This is a genomic window from Mesorhizobium sp. M0601 (assembly GCF_040320845.1).
GTDB lineage: Bacteria > Pseudomonadota > Alphaproteobacteria > Rhizobiales > Rhizobiaceae > Mesorhizobium.
In genome coordinates this window covers 1-19908 of sequence record NZ_JAMYQK010000013.1, presented here as the reverse complement: position 1 = coordinate 19908, position 19908 = coordinate 1, and the positions used below count along the sequence as shown (strand labels likewise).

19 protein-coding genes are annotated in these 19908 nt (G+C 63.5%); 16 read left to right on the top strand and 3 right to left on the bottom strand.

Going from position 1 to position 19908, the window contains the following annotated elements:
- The first annotated feature begins 137 nt into the window (after positions 1-137).
- The 5 genes from NKI41_RS14505 (at position 138) to NKI41_RS14485 (ending at position 5300) form a co-directional block, all read left to right on the top strand.
- Positions 138-698 (top strand): F0F1 ATP synthase subunit delta, encoded by a 561-nt coding sequence (locus NKI41_RS14505; protein WP_352540923.1) that lies wholly within the window; start codon positions 138-140, stop codon positions 696-698.
- Positions 698-2227: a F0F1 ATP synthase subunit alpha gene (gene atpA / locus NKI41_RS14500; protein WP_352489181.1), complete on the top strand. Its 1530-nt coding sequence runs from the start codon at positions 698-700 to the stop codon at positions 2225-2227. Before NKI41_RS14505 ends, atpA begins: the two co-directional genes overlap by 1 nt.
- Before the next feature lie 28 nt (positions 2228-2255).
- Complete coding sequence (locus NKI41_RS14495) at positions 2256-3140, top strand: F0F1 ATP synthase subunit gamma (RefSeq protein ID WP_352471280.1); 885 nt, start codon at positions 2256-2258, stop codon at positions 3138-3140.
- Between the two features lie 67 nt (positions 3141-3207).
- Positions 3208-4773: a F0F1 ATP synthase subunit beta gene (gene atpD / locus NKI41_RS14490; RefSeq protein ID WP_352683656.1), complete on the top strand. Its 1566-nt coding sequence runs from the start codon at positions 3208-3210 to the stop codon at positions 4771-4773.
- A 119-nt stretch (positions 4774-4892) separates the two neighbouring features.
- A complete protein-coding gene (locus NKI41_RS14485; RefSeq protein WP_023678096.1) occupies positions 4893-5300 on the top strand; it encodes a F0F1 ATP synthase subunit epsilon in 408 nt (135 codons plus the stop codon).
- 168 nt (positions 5301-5468) lie between these two features.
- Here NKI41_RS14485 and uxuA read toward each other — a convergent pair whose 3' ends face one another.
- Together uxuA and NKI41_RS14475 are read right to left on the bottom strand one after the other, a co-directional pair.
- Positions 5469-6647: a mannonate dehydratase gene (gene uxuA, locus NKI41_RS14480; protein WP_352683654.1), complete on the bottom strand. Its 1179-nt coding sequence runs from the start codon at positions 6645-6647 to the stop codon at positions 5469-5471.
- Positions 6644-8194 carry a mannitol dehydrogenase family protein gene (locus NKI41_RS14475; protein WP_352683652.1) on the bottom strand — a complete coding sequence of 517 codons (1551 nt, stop codon included), beginning with the start codon at positions 8192-8194 and terminating at the stop codon, positions 6644-6646. Before NKI41_RS14475 ends, uxuA begins: the two co-directional genes overlap by 4 nt.
- A 175-nt stretch (positions 8195-8369) precedes the next feature.
- Between NKI41_RS14475 and uxaC the strand changes: the two genes are divergently transcribed.
- The 9 genes from uxaC to recQ all read left to right on the top strand — a co-directional run bounded on the left by uxaC (position 8370) and on the right by recQ (position 17712).
- Positions 8370-9779, top strand: coding sequence for a glucuronate isomerase (gene uxaC, locus NKI41_RS14470; protein WP_352683650.1), 1410 nt, complete (start codon positions 8370-8372; stop codon positions 9777-9779).
- A 38-nt stretch (positions 9780-9817) separates the two neighbouring features.
- Positions 9818-10795, top strand: a complete 978-nt coding sequence (locus tag NKI41_RS14465; RefSeq protein ID WP_352540928.1) for a TRAP transporter substrate-binding protein — start codon at positions 9818-9820, stop codon at positions 10793-10795.
- A 103-nt stretch (positions 10796-10898) separates the two neighbouring features.
- Positions 10899-11426, top strand: coding sequence for a TRAP transporter small permease (locus NKI41_RS14460; protein ID WP_023719697.1), 528 nt, complete (start codon positions 10899-10901; stop codon positions 11424-11426).
- Between the two features lie 4 nt (positions 11427-11430).
- The gene (locus tag NKI41_RS14455) at positions 11431-12711 is read left to right on the top strand and encodes a TRAP transporter large permease (protein WP_292656436.1); all 1281 of its coding nucleotides are present in this window, start codon (positions 11431-11433) and stop codon (positions 12709-12711) included.
- Between the two features lie 12 nt (positions 12712-12723).
- A complete protein-coding gene (locus NKI41_RS14450) occupies positions 12724-13500 on the top strand; it encodes a FadR/GntR family transcriptional regulator (protein WP_352540929.1) in 777 nt (258 codons plus the stop codon).
- A 28-nt stretch (positions 13501-13528) separates the two neighbouring features.
- On the top strand, positions 13529-14386 hold the full coding sequence (gene kduI / locus NKI41_RS14445; protein ID WP_352540930.1) for a 5-dehydro-4-deoxy-D-glucuronate isomerase: 858 nt from the start codon (positions 13529-13531) through the stop codon (positions 14384-14386).
- Positions 14383-15150, top strand: a complete 768-nt coding sequence (kduD, locus tag NKI41_RS14440; protein WP_352540931.1) for a 2-dehydro-3-deoxy-D-gluconate 5-dehydrogenase KduD — start codon at positions 14383-14385, stop codon at positions 15148-15150. Before kduI ends, kduD begins: the two co-directional genes overlap by 4 nt.
- A 24-nt stretch (positions 15151-15174) precedes the next feature.
- Positions 15175-15513 carry a cupin domain-containing protein gene (locus NKI41_RS14435; protein ID WP_352540932.1) on the top strand — a complete coding sequence of 113 codons (339 nt, stop codon included), beginning with the start codon at positions 15175-15177 and terminating at the stop codon, positions 15511-15513.
- A gap of 363 nt (positions 15514-15876) precedes the next feature.
- On the top strand, positions 15877-17712 hold the full coding sequence (recQ, locus tag NKI41_RS14430) for a DNA helicase RecQ (RefSeq protein WP_352540933.1): 1836 nt from the start codon (positions 15877-15879) through the stop codon (positions 17710-17712).
- A gap of 22 nt (positions 17713-17734) precedes the next feature.
- Here the strand turns inward: recQ and NKI41_RS14425 are convergent, their stop codons facing one another.
- Positions 17735-17953: a hypothetical protein gene (locus tag NKI41_RS14425; RefSeq protein ID WP_352450887.1), complete on the bottom strand. Its 219-nt coding sequence runs from the start codon at positions 17951-17953 to the stop codon at positions 17735-17737.
- A 552-nt stretch (positions 17954-18505) separates the two neighbouring features.
- Here NKI41_RS14425 and NKI41_RS14420 point away from each other — a divergent pair.
- Both NKI41_RS14420 and NKI41_RS14415 read left to right on the top strand, forming a co-directional pair.
- Positions 18506-19102: a TetR/AcrR family transcriptional regulator gene (locus NKI41_RS14420; protein WP_352683646.1), complete on the top strand. Its 597-nt coding sequence runs from the start codon at positions 18506-18508 to the stop codon at positions 19100-19102.
- A 78-nt stretch (positions 19103-19180) separates the two neighbouring features.
- Positions 19181-19756, top strand: coding sequence for a DUF308 domain-containing protein (locus NKI41_RS14415; protein WP_352683644.1), 576 nt, complete (start codon positions 19181-19183; stop codon positions 19754-19756).
- Positions 19757-19908: the final 152 nt, after the last annotated feature.

Sequence of the window (19908 nt, the reverse complement as noted above, 5' to 3'; positions counted from 1 at the left end):
CGGCAATCGACTTTCGACCGGGGATAGCGGAAGCCGCGCCTCCGTGCTTGGAAAAATGCAGTAAGGTCAAAGATTTAGCCAGAGTTTTTGCTCGCGCCAACAATCTGCGGCCTGTCAGACAAGAGAAAAGACGGTCCGTGGCCCAATCGTCATCGCCAATCTCAGGTGTCGCAGAACGCTATGCGGGTTCGCTGTTCGAACTCGCGCTGCAGGCCAATTCGGTCGCCAGCGTCGAGGCCGACCTCAACAGGTTCGAAACGATGCTCGAAGGCAGCGCTGACCTTTCGCGGCTGATCAGGAGCCCTGTCTTCTCCAGCGAGGACCAGGCCAAGGCGATCGCCGCGATCGCCGACAGAGCAGGGATCACCGGCCTCACCGGCAATTTCCTGCGCGTCGTTGCCCAGAATCGCCGGCTGTTCGCCGTGCCCGGCATGATCAAGGCGTTCCGCCGGATCGCCGCCGAACACCGCGGCGAGACCGCTGCCGAGGTCACCTCGGCGCATGCGCTGACGCCTGCCCAGGAAACCGAGCTGAAAGCAGCGCTGAAAAGCGTCGCCGGCAAAGACGTGGCGATCACGGTCACCGTCGATCCGTCGCTGCTCGGCGGACTGGTGGTCAAGATCGGCTCGCGCCAGATCGATACGTCGCTCAAAACCAAACTCAATTCGCTCAAGCTTGCACTGAAAGAGGTCGGCTGATGGACATCCGCGCCGCGGAAATTTCCGCAATTCTGAAAGACCAGATCAAGAATTTCGGCAAGGAGGCCGAGGTCTCCGAAGTCGGCCAGGTGCTGTCCGTCGGTGACGGTATCGCCCGCGTCTACGGCCTCGACAATGTCCAGGCCGGCGAGATGGTCGAGTTCCCCGGCGGCATCCGCGGCATGGCGCTCAACCTCGAAGCCGACAATGTCGGCGTTGTCATCTTCGGCGCCGACCGCGACATCAAGGAAGGCGACACCGTCAAGCGCACCGGCGCCATCGTCGATGCACCCGTCGGCATGGGTCTGCTCGGCCGCGTCGTCGACGCGCTCGGCAACCCGATCGACGGCAAAGGCCCGATCCAGGCCACCGAACGCAAGCGCGTCGACGTCAAAGCGCCCGGCATCATCCCGCGCAAATCGGTGAACGAGCCAATGTCGACCGGCCTCAAGGCCATCGACGCGCTGATCCCGGTCGGCCGCGGCCAGCGCGAGCTGGTCATCGGCGACCGCCAGACCGGCAAGACCGCGATCATCCTCGACACCATGCTCAACCAGAAATCGGTGCACGACAACGGCCCTGAGAAGGAAAAGCTGTACTGCGTCTATGTCGCCGTCGGCCAGAAGCGCTCGACCGTGGCGCAGTTCGTCAAGGTCCTGGAAGAGCGCGGCGCGCTCGACTATTCGATCATCATCGCCGCGACCGCCTCCGATCCGGCGCCGATGCAGTTCCTGGCGCCGTTCACCGCCTGCACCATGGGCGAATATTTCCGCGACAACGGCATGCACGCGCTGATCAGCTACGACGATCTGTCGAAGCAGGCCGTCGCCTATCGCCAGATGTCGCTGCTGCTGCGCCGTCCTCCGGGCCGCGAGGCCTATCCCGGCGACGTCTTCTACCTGCACTCGCGCCTGCTCGAGCGCGCCGCCAAGCTCAACGACGAAAACGGCGGCGGGTCTCTGACGGCGCTGCCGATCATCGAAACGCAGGCCAACGACGTTTCGGCCTATATCCCGACCAACGTCATCTCGATCACCGACGGCCAGATCTTCCTGGAAACCAATCTGTTCTTCCAGGGCGTGCGCCCGGCGGTCAATGTCGGCCTGTCGGTGTCGCGCGTCGGCTCCTCGGCGCAGATCAAGGCGATGAAGCAGGTTGCCGGGTCAATCAAGGGCGAGCTCGCGCAGTACCGCGAAATGGCTGCTTTCGCGCAGTTCGGCTCCGACCTCGATGCCGCCACGCAACGCCTGCTCAACCGCGGCTCGCGTCTGACCGAGCTGTTGAAGCAGCCGCAATTCTCGCCGCTCAAAGTCGAGGAGCAGGTCGCGGTGATCTTCGCCGGCGTCAACGGCTATCTCGACAAGCTGGCGATCAACCAGGTCGGCAAGTTCGAGCATGGCCTGTTGTCGCATATGCGCTCGGCCGGCAAGGACGTGCTCGACGGCATCCGCAAGGAGAAGGCGCTGTCCGACGATCTGCGCGCCAGGCTGAAGGCAGAAATCGACGCCTTCGCCAAGACCTTTGCTTGAGCAGGACGGACGGGATCAGGTTTGAAGCATGCCTTCGTTAAAAGACCTTCGTAACCGTATCGCCTCGGTCAAGGCGACGCAGAAGATCACCAAGGCGATGCAGATGGTCGCCGCGGCGAAGCTGCGTCGCGCGCAGGAAGCGGCGGAAGCGGCGCGTCCCTATTCGGAGCGCATGGGCGCGGTGCTGGCCAACATCACCCAGGCGATCGGCGGCGGCGGCGATGCCCCGGCGCTGATGACCGGCACCGGCAAGGACGACGTGCATCTGCTTGTCGTCTGCACGGCCGAACGCGGTCTGTGCGGCGGCTTCAATTCGCAGATCGCCCGCTTTGCCCGCGACCACATCCGTAAGCTTCTGGCAGACGGCAAGCAGGTCAAGATCATCTGCGTCGGCAAGAAGGGGTTCGACATATTGCGCCGCGACTACGGGGCGCTGATCATCGAGCGTGTCGACCTGCGCGAGGTCAAGACGCTGGGCTTCGTCAATGCCGATGCCATCGCCAAGAAGGTGATCCACCTGTTCAACGAAGGCGGCTTCGATATCTGCACGCTGTTCTATTCGCAGTTCAAGTCGGTGATCAGCCAGATCCCGACGGCGCAGCAAATTATCCCGGCGGGCGCGCCTGCGGCTGGCGCGGAAGTGAGGGATGGCGGCAGCGCCGTCTACGAATACGAGCCGGAGCCGGGCGAGATCCTCTCCGATCTCATCCCGCGCAACATTTCCGTGCAGGTTTTTCGCGCGCTGCTCGAGAATGCTGCCGGCGAGATGGGCGCCAAGATGAGCGCCATGGACAATGCGACGCGCAACGCCGGCGACATGATCAACAAATTGTCGATCACCTACAACCGCCAGCGGCAGGCGCAGATCACCAAGGAATTGATCGAAATCATTTCGGGCGCCGAGGCGCTCTAGGCACGCCCACAAGGAGGTCATCGACCTCAAGCGTGTGAGAAACAAAGAGACGAAAAGGGTAAGAACGATGGCGAAAGCAGCGACCCCGAAGACGGTAGCCCCGAAGGCCGCGGCACCAGCGAAGGCTCCGGCGGCAGCAAAGGCCGCTCCGGCCAAGAAGGCGGCAGCAACCAAGGCCGCCGCTGTGAATGCGCCGGCCGCCACCATCAAGAAAACCGGCCTGGCAGGCAAGGTTCGCCAGGTCATCGGCGCCGTTGTCGACGTCCAGTTCGGCGAACATCTGCCGGCGATCCTGAACGCGCTTGAGACGATCAACGTCGGCAATCGCCTGGTGCTAGAGGTGGCCCAGCATCTGGGCGAAAACACCGTGCGCTGCATCGCCATGGACTCGACCGAAGGTCTGGTCCGCGGCCAGGACGTCTATGATACCGGCGCTCCGATCACCGTGCCGGTCGGCCCGGGCATGCTCGGCCGCATCATCAACGTCATCGGCGAGCCGGTCGACGAGGCAGGCCCGGTCGACGGCATCGAGATGCGCTCGATTCACCAGCCGGCGCCGACCTATGTCGAGCAGTCGACGGAAGCGCAGATCCTGGTCACCGGCATCAAGGTGCTCGACCTGCTGGCCCCCTATGCCCGCGGCGGCAAGATCGGCCTGTTCGGCGGCGCCGGCGTCGGCAAGACGGTGCTGATCCAGGAACTGATCAACAACGTCGCCAAGGCGCATGGCGGCTTCTCGGTGTTCGCCGGCGTCGGCGAGCGCACCCGCGAAGGTAACGACCTCTATCACGAGTTCATCGAGTCCGGCGTCAACAAGAAGGGCGGCGGCGAAGGCTCCAAGGCCGCGCTCGTCTATGGCCAGATGAACGAGCCGCCGGGCGCCCGCGCCCGCGTCGGCCTGACCGGGCTGACGGTTGCCGAATATTTCCGCGATCAGGGCCAGGACGTGCTGTTCTTCGTAGACAACATCTTCCGTTTCACGCAGGCGGGCTCGGAAGTGTCGGCGCTGCTCGGCCGCATTCCTTCGGCCGTGGGCTACCAGCCGACGCTGGCCACCGACATGGGTGCGCTGCAGGAGCGTATCACCACGACGACCAAGGGTTCGATCACCTCGGTGCAGGCGATCTATGTGCCGGCCGACGACCTGACCGACCCTGCACCGGCGACCTCGTTCGCCCACCTCGACGCGACGACCGTGCTCAACCGCGCGATTTCGGAAAAGGGCATCTATCCGGCGGTCGATCCGCTCGATTCGACCTCGCGCATGCTCGACCCGATGGTTGTCGGCGAAGAGCATTACCAGGTCGCCCGCCAGGTGCAGTCGATCCTTCAGCGCTACAAGTCGCTGCAGGACATCATCGCCATCCTGGGCATGGACGAGCTGTCGGAAGAGGATAAGCAGACCGTGGCCCGCGCCCGCAAGATCGAGCGCTTCCTGTCGCAGCCCTTCTTCGTCGCCGAAGTGTTCACCGGCGCACCGGGCAAGCTGGTCGACCTCGCCGACACCATCAAGGGCTTCAAGGGCCTTTGCAACGGCGATTACGACCATCTGCCGGAGGCCGCCTTCTACATGGTCGGCGGCATCGAGGAAGCGGTCGAGAAGGCACAGCGCCTGGCCGCTGAAGCGGCCTGATGGTGAATGGTCGATAGTGAATTGTGAATGGGGAGTAGCGGATAGGAAATCGGGGGCTGAGTGAAGGTCATTCTTTCTGACTATTCACCATTCACCATTCACCAGTCGCTAAATTGATCATGCCTGAAGCTTTCAAATTCGAACTGGTCTCGCCGGAGCGCCTCTTGGTTTCCGAGCAGGTCGAATCCGTCGTCATTCCGGGCGCCGAGGGCGAAATGACTGTCATGGCGCATCACGCGCCGGTCATGACGACGATCAAGCCGGGCGTCGTCACGCTAAAGACCGCGCAAGGCAAGGAAGAGCGCTACGTGGTGTTCGGCGGCTTTGCCGACATCGTTCCGGCCGGCTGCACGCTGCTGGCGGAATCGGCTGTGGCCGTCGGCGACATCGACCGCGCCGACCTTGCCCGCCGCATCCAGGAGGCCAGGGAAGACGCCGCCGACGCCAAGGACGACCAGACCCGCAGCAAGGCCGAGCAGTTCCTCAACCAGCTTACGACGCTTGAAGGTGCGCTGTTGCCGGCTTAACAGGCGCCCCTTGCCTTCTCCCCTTGTGGGGGAAGGTGGATCGGCGCGCAGCGCCGAGACGGTTGAGGGGTGTTGGAAGAACTGAGACGGCGGCGATCCCTGGAGCACCCCTCATCCGACCGAGCTCCGCTCGGCCACCTTCTCCCACAAGGGGAGAAGGGGGGCTGGTCACACCGTCAGCGTCTCCACCGCGCGCATCACGCCGCGCAGTTCGGCGAGGCCCTTCAGCCGTCCGATGCAGGAATAGCCGGGGTTCACCTTCTTGCCGATGTCGTCGACGATGGCGTGGCCATGGTCGGGACGCATCGGCACCTGCCAGTCCGCCCTGCCTGCCGCCTTGCGCCGCCGCTCTTCGCCAAGCAGCGCCAACACGACCGCCACCATGTCGGTGTCGCCGTCGAGGTGCTCGGCTTCGTGGAAGGAGCCGTCGAGCTCCTTGGTGACGTTGCGCAGATGGGCGAAATGGAAGTTTTCGGCGAAGGCCTTTGCCATTGCCGGCAGATCGTTCTGCGCGCCCGCACCGTAGGAGCCGGTGCACAGCGTCAGCCCGTTGGCCGGCGAAGCGACCGCGTCGAGCAGCGCGCGGGCATCGGCTGCCTTGGAAACGATGCGCGGCAGGCCAAACAACGAAAAAGGCGGATCGTCGGGGTGGATCGCCATTCTGACTCCGGCCTCTTCGGCGATCGGCACGATCTCGCGCAGGAAGGCAAACAGGTTTTCGCGCAGGCCTTCGGTGGAGACGTCCTTGTAGAGGTCGAGGGCGCGGCGGAAGCTTGCCCGATCGAAGATGAATTCGCGCGCCGGGACCCAGCCGATCAGGTTGCGCTCCAGCCTTGCCTTGTCGCTGTCGCTCATCCCTTGCAGCCGCGCACGCGCGGCCTCGATACGGGCCGGTGGGTGATCGGCCTCCGCCCCTTCTCGCTCAAGGATGAAGACGTCATAGGCGCAGAGCTCGACGACATCGAAGCGCAGCGCCGTGCCGCCATGCGGCATCGGGTAATCGAGGTCCGTCCGCGTCCAGTCGGTGATCGCCATGAAATTATAGCAGACGGTGTTGATACCGGCGGCGGCGACGGCGCGGATCGAGGCCTTGTAATTGTCGATCAGGCTGCGCCAGTCGCCGCTGCGGGTCTTGATGTCCTCGTGCACGACGATGCTCTCGACCACGTCCCAGGTCAGCCCTGCTGCCTCGATCTCGGCCTTGCGCCTGGCGATCTCGTCTGCCGGCCAGGCGCGGCCGTCGTTGAGGTGGTGCAGCGCGCTGACGATGCCGACGGCGCCGGCCTGACGGACATGGGCAAGCGTCACCGGATCGTCCGGCCCGAACCAGCGCCAGGTCTGTCTCATGGCTTCTCACTCCCTATGCCAAGCGCCGCCAAAGCTGCGGCAGTGCCGCCCCGCCGCAGGCGCTCGAGATGGGCTGCCGTCAGATCGATCAGTGTCATGCGGTGGGCATGGTCCTTGGCGAAGCCGGCGAGATCGAATATCGCTGTCACCGTTTCATCAGCCGGCCGGCTGCCGAGCGCCGTAAGCCGAGCGTCGATCGGGTCGGCAAAATGGGCTTCCGGCAAGGTTTTGCCGCGCGCCTCGCAAGCGGCGATCCAGGCCGCCACCACCAGCATGAGATGCGCGGGCGGGTCACCGGCGCCCAGTCGATCGAGGGCCGAGGCGACGATGCGCTGCGGCAGCTTCTGGCTGCCGTCATTGGCGATCTGCGCCGTGCGATGGGCGAGCGCGGTATTCGAATAGCGTTCGGCGAGCTGGGCCGTGTAGCCGGCCGTATCGAGCCCGGCGTCCTGCGGCAGCGTCGGGATGGCCTCGGCCCATAGTCCGTCGACGAATTGCCGGATCGCCGGATCGGCAAAGGCGCGGTCGACCGTGTCGTAGCCGCTGAGCAGGCCGAGATAGGCGATTGCCGAATGCGAACCGTTAAGCAGCCGCAGCTTCATGTCCTCGAAGGGCCCGACGTCGCCGACCATGGTGACGCCGAACTTTTCCCAGGCCGGCCTGCCTGCCGGGAAATCATCCTCGACCACCCATTGGCAGAACGGCTCGGTCATCACCGGCCAGGCATCCTCGACGCCGAGCTCGACGGCGATACGCGCCCGGTCGGCATCGGTGGTCGCCGGCACGATGCGGTCGACCATGCTCGACGGGAAGGCGACGCCGTCGGCGATGTGTGCGGCGAGCCTGGCATCGCCTGAAGTGGCGAGCCTGGCATCGCCTGAAGTGGCGAGCCTGGCATCGCCTGAAGTGGCGAGCCTGGCATCGCGCAGTGCGGCGAATTCGACCAGCAGGCGGTGCAGCGTGGCGCCATTGGCCGGAAGGTTGTCGCAGCAGAGCACGGTGAAAGGCTGGATGCCTGCGGCACGGCGGCGCGACAGCGCCTCGGTCAGGAAACCATGCGCCGTCCGTGGCATTTGCGGGTTGGCCAGATCATGGACGATCTCGGGGTGGGTATTGTCGAGGCCGCCGCCGGCTGCCCTCAAATAGGCCTTTTCGGTGATCGTCAGCGTGACGATGCGGGTGCGCGGATCGGTCAGGGCGGCGAGCACCGCAGCCGGATCTTCCGGCGCCACCAGCAGCGACAGGATCGAACCGATGACGCGCAGCTCTTCGCCGATGCTGCTCCTGATCGCCAGCGTATAGAGGCCATCCTGCGGCGCCAGTGCGTCGCGCGTGTCAGGACTGCGCAAGGACACGCCGACAATGCCCCAGTCCGCCTCGCCCGCCGCCAGGCAGTCGTCGACATAGGCCGCCTGGTGGGCGCGATGGAAGGCACCGACGCCGAGATGGACGATGCCAGGTGCGACGCCGCCGCGGGCGTAGCGCGGGACCGCGACCGAAGCCGGCAGTGCCTTCAGCGTGCTGTTGGAAAGGCGTCTACTGATCATTGCGCCACGTGTCTGATCGAGATTGTTGGGTCACTGCTGGCAGGCGGCGTAACACCCGATGCCGTCACGCACAATGGGCAATGGCCGACGAAAAGTCATCATACAACAACCCAGTTTTTGTATGTTGACATTATTTCTTTGCGACCCTACCGATGTCCGGATTGGGAGGATTCACGTGGCCGCATTGACGGATCCGGACTTGCTGTTTGCCGCCGAGGCGCGCCCGCGTTCGCTGGCCCGCGATCTCTATGCCGCGGTCAAAGACCTGCCGATCGTCAGCCCGCACGGCCACACCGATCCGCGCTGGTATGCGCTCAACGAGGCGTTTCCCGATCCGGCGCAGTTGCTGATCGTGCCGGACCACTACATTTTCCGCATGCTGTTCAGCCAGGGCGTTCGGCTTGAGGAGCTTGGTGTGCCGACGCTTGACGGCTCGCCGGTTGAAACCGACGGCAGAACGATCTGGCGGTGCTTCGCCGAGCATTATTACCTGTTTCGGGGTACGCCGACCCGGCTGTGGTTCGACCATGTGCTTGCCCATCTGTTCGGCATCGACGAGCCGTTGACGGCCGCAACCGCCGACCGCCATTACGACATGATCTCGACCTTGCTGCAGTGGGAGAATTTTCGCCCGCGAGCGCTGTTCGAGCGCTTCAATATTGAAGTCATCGCAACGACCGAAGGCGCGCTCGACGATCTCAGATGGCACCAGATGATCCGCGACAGCGGCTGGGACGGCCGCGTCGTCACCGCCTATCGGCCGGATGCGATCGTCGATCCCGACTTCGAAGGGTTCTCGGCCAATCTCGACCGGCTTGGCGAGATCACCGGCTGCAACACCGGCAATTGGGCCGGCTATCTCGATGCGCATCGCCAGCGGCGCGCCTTCTTCAAGAGCTTTGGCGCGACTTCCTCCGATCACGGCCATCCGACGGCCGAAACAGCCAATCTCTCGGATGCTGCCGCGCAGGAGCTGTTCAACCGCATCCGCCGGGGCTCGGACGACGAGCGCGAGCGAAAGCTGTTCCGCGCCCAGATGCTGACCGAGATGGCCAAGATGAGCCGCGACGACGGGCTGGTCCTGCAGATCCATCCCGGCTCCTGGCGCAATCATTCGCCTTCTATCTTTCACAAGTTCGGCAGGGACAAAGGCTTCGATATTCCGACCCGAACCGACTATGTGACGGCGCTGAAGCCGCTGCTCGACTGCGTCGGGCTGGAGCGCGACCTCACCATCATCCTCTTCACGCTCGACGAGACCAGCTATGCGCGCGAGCTGGCGCCGCTCGCCGGCGTCTACCCGGCATTGAAGCTCGGGCCGGCCTGGTGGTTCCACGACAGCCCCGAAGGCATGCGCAGGTTCCGTGAGATGACCACCGAAACCGCCGGTTTCTATAACACCGTCGGTTTCAACGACGACACCCGCGCCTTTCCATCCATACCGGCCCGCCATGATGTGGCGCGCCGGGTCGATTGCGCTTTTCTGGCGCGTCTCGTCGCCGAGCATCGGCTCGGCGAAGACGAGGCGCACGAGCTGGCGCAGGAACTTGCCTATGCGCTCGCGAAAAAGGCGTACCGGCTCTAACGGCGCTTGCCGCCATCATTCAAAAAGGGAGGAAACCAATGCTGCATTTTTCGAGACTGGCGGGAGCTACGCTAGTTGCCGCCGCACTGCTGGCCGGATCGGCAAGCGCCCAGACGGTCCTGCGCTCGTCCGACACCCACCCGGATGGCTATCCGACGGTCGAGGCGGTCAAATATTTCGGCGAACTGGTGAAGGAGCGCACGGCCGGCCGCTATGTGGTCGAGATCTATCCTTCCGCGCAACTTGGCGAGGAAAAGGACACGATCGAGCAGGTGCGCACCGGCGTGATCGATCTCAACCGCGTCTCGATGGCGCCGTTCAACGGGCTCATCCCCGAGACCACCGTGCCCTCGCTGCCCTACATCTTCCGTTCGGAAGAGCATATGCACAAGGTCATGGACGGGGCGATCGGCGACCAGATCGCGGCGGCGTTCGACAAGGTCGGGCTGGTGCTGCTCGCCTTTTATGACGGCGGGTCGCGCTCCTTCTACAATTCGAAGAAGCCGATCAACACCGTAGCCGACATGGCCGGGATGAAGTTCCGCGTCATCCAGTCCGACATCTTCGTCGACATGGTGGCGGCACTCGGCGCCAACGCGACGCCGATGCCGTATGGCGAAGTGTATTCGGCGATCGAGACCGGGGTGATCGACGGCGCGGAGAACAATTTTCCGAGCTACGACACCGCCAAGCATGCGGAAGTCGCCAAGTATTATTCGCTCGACGAGCATACGATGGTGCCGGAAGCCTTCGTCATGGCGAAGTCGAGCTGGGACAAGCTGACGCCGGAAGACCAGGCGATCTTCAAGGCGGCCGCGAAGGAGAGCGTCGCCAAGCAGCGCGAGCTGTGGACCGCCAAGGTCAAGGAATCGCGCGCCAAGGTCGAGGCGGCCGGTTCGCAGATCACGACGCCGGACAAGCAGCCCTTCATCGACGCGATGGGGCCGGTCTACGAGAAGCACGTCAAGGACGACAAGCTGAAGGCCATGGTCGAAGCCATCAAGGCCGTGCAGTGATAAAGCGGCGGCGCGGACATTCGGTGCCGCCATCCTCCTGGGGAGAAAACCGGTGACTTCCAGCCCAAAACCAACACCGCTCCTGTCCGGCGTCGCGCAAGTGATGTCGCGCGTCAGCACGGCGGCGCTGTCGATCGCCGGCATCGGGCTGGTGCTGATGACCGCCTTCGTCGCCTGGCAGGTATTCGGCCGTTATGTTCTGAACCGTTCGCCGAGCTGGACCGAGCCGGGCTCGGTGATGCTGATGAGCTGGTTCATTTTCCTCGGCGCTGCCGTCGGCGTGCGCGAGAACTATCACCTCGGCTTTGACGTCCTGCTCTACGTGCTGCCGAAAGGCGGCAAGCGCTGGCTGCGGATGATTTCGGACCTCGTCGCGCTCGCCTTCGGCATCGGCATGATCTGGTACGGCAGTCAGCTGGTCGCATTGACCTGGGGCTCTGTCTTGCCGTCGCTCGGCATATCGGGGGGCTGGGACTACGTCCCGCTTGTCGCGGGAGGCGCGCTCATCGTGCTCTTCACGCTGGAGCGCATTGTGCTTCGCCTCTCCGGCGCGCCGATCGACGATGCCCTCGATGAACTGCCGCCGGCCGAAGTCGCGGCCGAACTCGACACCGCCAACGTGAAGGTCTGACGCCATGGAACTGTGGATTCTCTTCGGCGTCTTCACCCTGCTGATGCTTATCGGCACGCCGATCGCTTTCTGCCTCGGCGTCGCAAGCCTCGCCACTGTCCTCTATATGGGCCTGCCGCCGCTGATCGTGTTCCAGCGCCTGAATTCCGGCATGAGCGTCTTTTCACTGCTGGCCATTCCGTTTTTCATCTACGCCGGCGACTTGATGGTACGCGGCGGCATCGCCAGCAAGATCGTTGCCTTCGCCGGCTCGCTCGTCGGCCATTTGCGCGGCGGTCTCGGGCAGGTCAACATTGCAACCGCTACACTGTTCGGCGGCATTTCCGGCTCAGCGGTGGCGGAGGCAGCGGCGGTAGGCGGCCTGATGATCCCGCAGATGAAGGCGCGTGGATATGGAGCGGACTACGCCGTCAACGTCACGTCGATGGCGGCACTGATCGCGCTGCTGCTGCCGCCGTCGCACAACATGATCATCTACTCGATCTCGGCAGGCGGAAAGATCTCCATCGCCGATTTGTTCACGGCCGGCATCATCCCGGGCCTGCTGCTGGCCCTGTCGCTGATGGTCACCGCCTATATCGTGGCGCGCTCCCGCGGCTATCCGACCGAGGCGTTTCCGGGCTTCACCGCGGTCGCGCATCTTTTCGCCGTCGCCGTGCCCGGCCTGCTGTTGATCGCGATCATCTTCGGCGGCGTGCGATCGGGCGTCTTCACCGCCACCGAGAGTTCCTGTATCGCCGTCATCTATGCGCTGCTCGTGACCGTCTTCGTCTACCGGCAGATGACCTGGGAAGGGTTCGTTCATGCTACCCATGGCGCCGTGCGCACCACGGCCATGGTGCTGCTCATCATCGGCATGGCGGCGGCGTTCTCGTGGCTGATGGCCTTCCTGAAAGTGCCGGCAGCGTTGATAGCCTCCATGAACGCGATCTCGGACGATCCGCTGGTTGTGCTTCTCCTGCTCAACCTCCTGATGCTGTTCCTCGGCACGTTCATGGACATGGGGCCGACGATCATCATTTGCACGCCGATCTTCCTGCCCGTTGCGCAGGCCTACGGCGTCGATCCGGTGCATTTCGGCGTCATCATGATCCTCAATTTCGGCATCGGACTGAACACGCCGCCGGTAGGCGCGGTGCAGTTCGTGGCGTGTGCAGTGGGCAAGATATCCGTCTGGGAATCGATGCGCTCGATCTGGCCGTTCTATGCGGCAGGCCTCGTGGTGCTGGCGCTCGTCACTTACATTCCGGCCATTTCGCTATGGCTGCCGAGCGTCTTCAAATAGGGGGTGCGCGACATGGCCTCGGACACCGCAGTCGGGCTCCGCGTCGAACGAAGACCGAAGCTTTCGGAAACCGTTGTCGCTGCGATCCGCAAACAGCTGCAGGCGGGCGAGATCCAGCCCGGGCAAAAGCTGCCGACCGAGGGTCAGCTGACTGAAACCTTCGGGGTCAGCCGCACCGTGATACGCGAGGCGCTGGCCAAGCTTGCCGCGGACGGCCTGGTCGAGCCGCGCCAAGGCGCCGGCGTCTTCGTCACCGAGCATATCTCGACAGCGTTCGGTGCCCTGGCAGCGGAGATGGGCAGCAAGGATTCGATCGCCCTCAACGTGCTCGAAGTCCGGTTGGCAATCGAGATCGAATCCGCAGGGCTTGCCGCCATCCGCCGCAACGCTGCGCAGGAAGCGGCGATCCAGGAAGCCTTCTTCGAATTCGAACGGCTGCTCCTCAACAGCGAGCCGACAGGACCGGCCGACCTTGCCTTCCACCGCGCAATCGCCAGCGCCACCAACAATCCATTCTATGTCGAAATGCTCGACGTGCTCGGCCGCCGCGCCATCCCTTGCGACGTGACCTCGCCCTGGTCGACCGAGATCGCCCAATCGGACGCCTATCAGCGCGGCCTGCAGCGTGAGCATCTGGTGATCCTCAATGCGATCTCGTCAGGCGATGCCGAGGCGGCCCGGGAGGCGATGCGCGCGCATCTCGGTGCCAGCCAGCAGCGCTATCGCGAGCGCCTGCACGCGCGCCAGGTTTTTTATGCCGACTCGGTCAAGGCCGCGGGAACTGAATAAGCAATTGAGGCAGCCCCATGGGACAGCAATGAATCACACCGACAATCATACCGATTTCACCTCCCGCTTCGCCGTCGACCCTGTTTCTGCCGCGGCGATGGGGACGGACGAGCTGCGTCACAATTTTCTCATCGAAGGCCTGTTCCGGCCCGGCAGCATCAGCCTGACCTACACCCATTACGACCGCATGATCGTCGGCGGCGCCATGCCCGCCGGCGCACCCCTGCCGCTGCAGGCGATCAAGCCGACCGGGACCAAGAATTTTCTCGACCGCCGTGAGATGATCATCGTCAACATCGGCAGCGCGGGCGTCGTGAAAGCCGGCGGTCAATCCTTCGAGCTGCAGGCGCGCGACATGCTTTATCTCGGCATGGGCACCGATGAGGTATCGTTTGCCGCGACCAATCCGGCAGCGCCGGCTAAGTTCTACCTGCTGAGCGCGCCGGCGCATCAGAGCCACCCCAACCGGCTGATCCGCATCGGCGATGCCAAGCGGCTCGATCTCGGCAGCCAAGCGACTTCCAACGAGCGCTCGATCTTCCAGTTCATCCATGCCGATGGCGTAAAGACCTGTCAGCTTGTCGTCGGCATGACGCAGCTTGCCCCCGGTTCGGTCTGGAACACCATGCCATGCCATGTGCATGACCGGCGCATGGAGGCCTATCTCTATTTCGACCTGCCGGAGGCGGCGCGAGTGTTTCACTTCATGGGCGAACCGGACGAAACGCGCCATCTCGTCATGCGCAACGAGGAGGCGGTGCTGTCGCCGGGATGGTCGATCCATTCGGGCGCCGGCACCTCGAACTACGCCTTCATCTGGGCGATGGCCGGCGACAATGTCGACTATACCGATGTCGACCTGGTGGCGATGGAGGAGCTCAAGTGAGCGATCTCTCGGCCTTCAGCCTTGCCGGCAAGCGCATCCTCGTTACCGGCGCCAATACCGGCATCGGCCAGGGCATCGCCGTGTCGATCGCGCGCGCCGGCGGCGCGGTCGTCGGCGTCGGCCGGTCGGCGATGGACGAGACGGCGGAGAAGATTGCGGCGGCCGGCGGCCGCTTCGAGGCGGTCCTCTGCGATCTTGGTGATGATGCAACTGCCCAGGCGATGCTTGACCGCGTCTGGGACGGCACCGGACCGCTCGATGGCCTGGTCAACAATGCCGGCATCATCCGGCGTGCCGACGCGGTCGACCTCACCGAAGCCGACTGGGACGACGTCATGGGCGTCAATTTGAAGACGGTGTTCTTCCTCAGCCAGCGCTTTGCCAGGCGCGTGCTTGCCGAATCTGGACGGCGTGGGAAGATCGTCAACATCGCTTCGGTGCTGAGCTTTCAGGGCGGCATTCGCGTCGCCTCCTACACCGCCTCCAAACATGGCGTGCTCGGCATCACCCGCCTGCTGGCATGTGAATGGGCGGCAAAGGGCATCAACGTCAACGGCATTGCGCCGGGCTATATCGAGACCAACAACACCGAGGCGCTGCGCACCGATCCCGACCGCAGCGCCTCGATCCTGGCGCGGATTCCGGCCGGCCGCTGGGGCGCGCCGGAAGACATCGGCGACGCAGCCGTCTTCCTGCTGGCGCCAGCGTCCAACTACATGCACGGCGCGGTGGTGCCGGTGGACGGCGGCTGGCTGGCGCGATGAACAACAAAAGGTGAGAGTCTGACGATGACCGGAACCAAAATCTTCTCGCATGCCGGCGAGGGTGCGTGGACGCCGACGCCCGACGGCAACCGCCGGCGCGTGCTCCTGCACACCGACGAACTGATGATGGTCGAGTTCGGTTTCGACAAGGGCGGCGTCGGCGCGCTGCACTCGCACCCGCATGTCCAGGCAAGCTACGTCGCCGAAGGCCGCTTCGAAGTCACCATCGACGGCAGGACCGAAATCCTGGAGACGGGAAGCAGTTTCATCGTTCCGTCCAATCTGGTCCATGGTGTCAGGGCGCTGGAGGCGGGACGACTGGTCGACAGCTTCACGCCGCACCGCGCCGATTTCCTCGACTGAGCTGCGGGCCCGAAGTTCAGGCAGCCGGCTCTCGGAACGAAAAAACCCGCGCCTCCGGAGAGACGCGGGCGTGTTGCCTGGGCGCTTGTGGCGCCGCGGTACTCAAAACATCACCGCAGAACCTGAACCTGCCGAATGATGGTGAAGATAGGATTAACCGCTCCGAGGCGTTGCGATATTCACAGCCAAAGCGAATAGGGGCTGGAACGACGGTCTGATATCGGCCAATGAGAGAGAAGTTCGCCTCAGGCGGTGCCGCGGACAGGACCAGAGGGGTCGATAAATGTTCGAATCTGCTGTCCAGGCAATCACCTGGCGATTCGCCGGGGAATTTCGGCAGGTCGTATCCCCGAAAGTTCTGTAATGCAGGTTGCAGCGAGCATCCCGACAGAGGATTCCAAGAGGCGCGTCCTCAGGGATGTATTCGGCTTCGATGACTTTCGTCTCGGCCAGGCGGCCGTGATGGAGGCGCTGCTGGCCGGGCATCATGTGCTGGCCGTCATGCCGACCGGCGCCGGCAAATCGCTCTGCTACCAGGTCCCGGCGCTGGTGCTGGGCGGGCTCACCATTGTCGTTTCGCCGCTGGTGGCCCTGATGCAGGATCAGGTCGCCGCATTGCGCCTTGCCGGCGTGGCGGCCGATACGATCAATTCCTCGCTCGACCGCGATGCCAATGTCGCTGCATGGCGCCGTGTCGCGGCAGGCCAGACGCGCCTGCTCTATCTTGCACCGGAGCGGCTAATGACGGTGCGAATGCTCGAGGCGTTGACCAAGCTCGATGTCCGGCTGATCGCCATCGACGAGGCGCATTGCATCTCGCAATGGGGACCGGCGTTCCGGCGCGAATACGAAGAATTGTCGAGACTACGTGATATCTTCCCGAAAGTGCCGATCATTGCGCTGACGGCGACGGCGGACGAGACGACGCGCACCGACATTGCCGCGCAGCTGTTCGACGGGCGCGTCGATACCGTGGTGCTCGGCTTCGACCGGCCGAACATCAAGCTAAGCATTGAGCCCAAGCAGGACAGCAAGCGCCAATTGCTAAACTTCGTGCAGCGCCATGTGGGCCGCAGCGGGATCGTCTATTGCCTGTCGCGCAAAAAGACCGAAGAGATGGCGGCGTTCCTCGAGCGCAGCGGCGTACGCGCGCTCGCCTATCATGCCGGCATGAGCAAGGACGCGCGTGAAGCGAATCAAAACGCTTTCATGACCTTGTCCGGCGTGGTGATGGTGGCGACCATCGCCTTCGGCATGGGGATCGACAAGCCGGACGTCGCCTATGTCTTCCACACCGACCTGCCGGGCAGCTTGGAGGCTTATTACCAGGAAATCGGGCGCGCGGGGCGCGACGGGCGGGCGGCCGAGGCACATATGCTGTTCGGTCTCGGCGATATCCGCATGCGCCGGCTTTTCATCGAAGACGAGGACGCACCGGCTGAGCACAAAAGGCGCGCGCATGGCCGGCTCGAAACGCTGATCGGTTATTGCGAGACGACGCAGTGCCGCCGTCAGATCCTGCTTGGCTATTTCGGCGAAAGTGCTTCGCCTTGCGGCAATTGCGACAACTGCCTCGACCAGGCGCCGCATGCGGATGGTGAGGCGGAGGCACGGCTCATCCTGGCGGCGATCGCACAGACCGGCGAGCGCTTCGGCGCCGCCCATGTCGTCGATGTCCTGCTCGGCCATGAGACCGAGAAGGTCCTGGACAGGAACCACCACAGGCTTGCCAGCTTCGGCACCGGTGTGGCGCATAAGAAGAATCTCTTGCTGTCGCTGCTCCGCCAACTCGTCGCGGGAGGGTTCCTGACATTGGACTCAGCCGGCCATGGCGGCCTCGCCATTGCCGAGAAGGGCCGTGCGCTGGCTCGGGGCGAGGCTTCATTCCGGTATCGCTTGGACGCGCGCCAGTCATCGCGAGGCAAGATACGTCCTGAGGATACCGCAGCAGGCACGGAAGGTCTGGATTCGGCGCTGCTGGCGGCGCTCAAGGCTGTACGGCTGCGTCTTGCCCGGGAACGCCAGGTGCCGGCCTTCGTGATCTTTTCGGATCGTACACTGATCGATATGGCCGAACGCTGCCCGCGTGATCTGGACGCCTTCGCCGCGGTCAACGGCGTCGGCGCCGCCAAGCTCAAGGATTTCGGCGAGATATTCCTCGGCGCGATCGCTGCGCATCAATCCGGGGTGGCGGGCTGAAAGACCCACTTCAGTGACGCAATCAGCACCGGCTTCGTCTCGCCGCGGCAATCGCAGCCTCCTGCTGCCGCAAGCGCTCGATCTTCGCACTCTGGCGGGCAGCCACGGTCGAGGCGACACGCTGCCCTCCCAACAGCCAGCCCGGAATGTTGGTGTGGACGACTTTGCCACGAGCGATGGCTGTCGCCGACATTTCGTCGGCGACCGCGCCTATCGCCACGTTGAGCTCGACGCAACTCATCTTGTCGTATTTCGCAGCATCAAAGGATGCCGGCAAAGGCGATGCGCAACTTCCGACAAACATGAGGCTGCATATCAGAGGCGTGGCCGTGGAGATCGCCTTCATTCCCTTATCAAGCACGTTGATGCCGGACGGGCGGATTTTCGGAGGGTTCTCGATCTCAGGCCGCGAAGCGCTCCCGAGGTTCCGCGTAACTGAAGCATGTGACCTCTACAATACTCTGTGCTGACCGACCTGTTTGTCGTCAAAGAATTCCGAGAGAGCCGCTGCCGTCTTGTCGGGGTGCTCTTCCGGGAAAAAGTGCCCGCCTTGGACAGTGCCGCACGGCGATTGGGGTGGTCCGGTCGGCCGGAGGGTGTTGCCTCGTCCTCGAAGTGGGATGGCTACCTCGATCGACAAACACCCGGAGCTTTCTGAATTGGAGGGCCGTGAACGACGAAGATGGGACCTACGTCTACGCCATAGCTACCTAATTCCACGCTACTGCTCTCTGTTTGTCGCTCGCGTTGCAATAAGGCTTGACTGCCATCCTACCAGAAGGTAGGTAAAACCATGAGCAACTTGTCTACCACCTCTGACGACATCCTGGCTTGTGCACGTTCACTGATCGTCGCTGGCGGCTACAACGGTTTCAGTTATGCCGACATTGCTGAAGTGGTCGGGATCCGTAAGGCGAGCATCCATCACCATTTCCCAAGCAAGGTCGATCTGGTTCGGACGCTGGTTGCGCGGTATCGCGAAGAAACTGAAGCGGGGATGGCAAATGTCGAACTTCACGAATCCGATCCGCTCGAACAGTTGCGGACCTATGCCGGGTATTGGGAAGCCTGCATCGCGAACGCCAGCGCCCCGTTTTGTATCTGCGCGCTGTTGGCAAGCGAGCTCCCCGTGCTGCCCGAGGAAGTTAGCCTTGAGGTCCGGGCGCATTTCCGCTCGTTGTCGACTTGGCTGACATCCGTGATGGAGCGCGGTGCGCGGCACGGCCAATTTCGACTGATGAGTACCCCTCGTGCCGAGGCTGAAGCGTTCATGGCGACCGTTCACGGCGCGATGCTCTCAGCCCGGGCCTATGGCGATCCGAAGATATTCGCCGTCGTGACGGGCCCGCTCCTGGAGCGGCTCCGCGCTTCCCCCCGGATACCAGCCTAGATCTCAACTAACCATAATTAGCAATCACTCCGCGACGTTCGTCGAGAGTCCCTACCTACTAGTCGAAAGGTTTATCCAATGACGGCTTACAGTAACAATCTTTTCCGCGCCAGCCAGGAACAATGGCTCAAGCTCTATTACTTCGCTCGGACGGCGTTCTCGGCTGTCTGGGTGGCGGCTGCCTTTACGGTGGGGCAGCATTCCGGGGTGGTCGCGGCGGTTTTGCTCGTGGCTTATCCTGCATGGGATGCCCTGGCCAATTTTGTCGACGCATCGCGCAGCGGAGGATTGGGACAGAATCGCACCCAGGCCATCAACGTCGTGGTCAGTGTGGCGACAACGCTCGCGGTCATTGTTGCGCTGACGATGAGCATGAATTGGGTGCTCGGCGTGTTCGGCCTATGGGCGATCCTGTCCGGCCTGCTTCAACTCGGCACCGCTGTCCGCCGTTGGAAGAGCTCTGGTGCGCAGTGGGCGATGATCCTGAGCGGAGGGCAATCGGCACTGGCAGGCACGTCTTTCATCGCGCAGACGCGGATGCCGATGCCGCCATCGATCACCAACGTGGCCGGCTATGCCGCAGTAGGCGCCCTGTATTTCCTGGTTTCGGCGGTGTGGCTGAGCGTGAGCCAATTGCGGCGGAAAGCTGCATAGCGTGCCATCTTAAGCCATTACCGGCGCGATGAGAGATGCTGTTACCTATGGGTCCGGAATGGACCATTGCGCGGCCTGAGACATAGGTGACGTTTTGTACCGGACACATGGGTAACACTTTTGGCTTTTGGCCGGAGGTGTTGATGCCGTGG

Excerpts from the sequence above, each read along its gene's own strand:
- NKI41_RS14415 (WP_352683644.1), top strand. The coding sequence starts at position 19,181 with ATGACGGCTTACAGTAACAATCTTTTCCGCGCCAGCCAGGAACAATGG.
- atpD (WP_352683656.1), top strand. The coding sequence starts at position 3,208 with ATGGCGAAAGCAGCGACCCCGAAGACGGTAGCCCCGAAGGCCGCGGCA.
- kduI (WP_352540930.1), top strand. The coding sequence starts at position 13,529 with ATGAATCACACCGACAATCATACCGATTTCACCTCCCGCTTCGCCGTC.
- NKI41_RS14455 (WP_292656436.1), top strand. The coding sequence starts at position 11,431 with ATGGAACTGTGGATTCTCTTCGGCGTCTTCACCCTGCTGATGCTTATC.
- NKI41_RS14460 (WP_023719697.1), top strand. The coding sequence starts at position 10,899 with ATGTCGCGCGTCAGCACGGCGGCGCTGTCGATCGCCGGCATCGGGCTG.
- NKI41_RS14425 (WP_352450887.1), bottom strand. The coding sequence starts at position 17,953 with ATGAGTTGCGTCGAGCTCAACGTGGCGATAGGCGCGGTCGCCGACGAA.
- NKI41_RS14450 (WP_352540929.1), top strand. The coding sequence starts at position 12,724 with ATGGCCTCGGACACCGCAGTCGGGCTCCGCGTCGAACGAAGACCGAAG.
- atpA (WP_352489181.1), top strand. The coding sequence starts at position 698 with ATGGACATCCGCGCCGCGGAAATTTCCGCAATTCTGAAAGACCAGATC.
- NKI41_RS14495 (WP_352471280.1), top strand. The coding sequence starts at position 2,256 with ATGCCTTCGTTAAAAGACCTTCGTAACCGTATCGCCTCGGTCAAGGCG.
- uxuA (WP_352683654.1), bottom strand. The coding sequence starts at position 6,647 with ATGAGACAGACCTGGCGCTGGTTCGGGCCGGACGATCCGGTGACGCTT.
- recQ (WP_352540933.1), top strand. The coding sequence starts at position 15,877 with ATGCAGGTTGCAGCGAGCATCCCGACAGAGGATTCCAAGAGGCGCGTC.
- NKI41_RS14475 (WP_352683652.1), bottom strand. The coding sequence starts at position 8,194 with ATGATCAGTAGACGCCTTTCCAACAGCACGCTGAAGGCACTGCCGGCT.
- NKI41_RS14465 (WP_352540928.1), top strand. The coding sequence starts at position 9,818 with ATGCTGCATTTTTCGAGACTGGCGGGAGCTACGCTAGTTGCCGCCGCA.
- NKI41_RS14435 (WP_352540932.1), top strand. The coding sequence starts at position 15,175 with ATGACCGGAACCAAAATCTTCTCGCATGCCGGCGAGGGTGCGTGGACG.
- NKI41_RS14420 (WP_352683646.1), top strand. The coding sequence starts at position 18,506 with ATGAGCAACTTGTCTACCACCTCTGACGACATCCTGGCTTGTGCACGT.
- NKI41_RS14485 (WP_023678096.1), top strand. The coding sequence starts at position 4,893 with ATGCCTGAAGCTTTCAAATTCGAACTGGTCTCGCCGGAGCGCCTCTTG.